The 563-nt window shown below is 30.7% G+C and carries 1 protein-coding gene; it reads right to left on the reverse strand.

What is annotated here, in order from left to right:
* Positions 1 to 563 (reverse strand): hypothetical protein (locus tag MM213_RS21135; RefSeq protein WP_241414798.1); only part of this gene is annotated, 563 nt, incomplete at both ends.

Genomic DNA, 563 nt, shown 5'->3' on the forward strand with positions numbered 1-563 from the left:
AATAAACTAATTCCAAGATTATTACTTTCAATAAAATTTAATAAGCCTATTTCATTTTGTGAAAAAATATTTGAGGGATTTACGTAAAGCCCGTATCCAAAATCATGTAAAATCAAATCTCCTTCACTAAAAGGGTCTATCTGGTTAGTTGAAAAATAATTCATAAAATCATTTAGGTTATTAATGCTCAATTGATAAGTTCCTCCAAAAGTGACTACGCCAAAAACGAAATTTTCAATATTGTTAATTAGATTCTCTTGAACCATTGCTCCTAAAGCAAAAATATCAGATAAAGAAAAGATAGAAAGCATATCAGTTCCTAGGTTATGACTATGGATTAATCCATCAATTGGGGAATTGACTGTTAATCCGTCAAGTGAGCCTGAATTTGGAAGCCCTTGAACATATTCATATCCAAAAGTCCCATCTTCGTATCTGTTCATTTTGTAGCCAATTTCATAATTAAAATTATTGGCTGCACTTTTCAAATCGCCCATTTTTATTTTAAAGTCATTATCTGCGATAAGTTGTTGTATTTGCTCACAAATATCTGCAGGATCTTC

It is taken from the genome of Belliella alkalica (assembly GCF_022549785.1).
Lineage (GTDB): Bacteria > Bacteroidota > Bacteroidia > Cytophagales > Cyclobacteriaceae > Belliella > Belliella alkalica.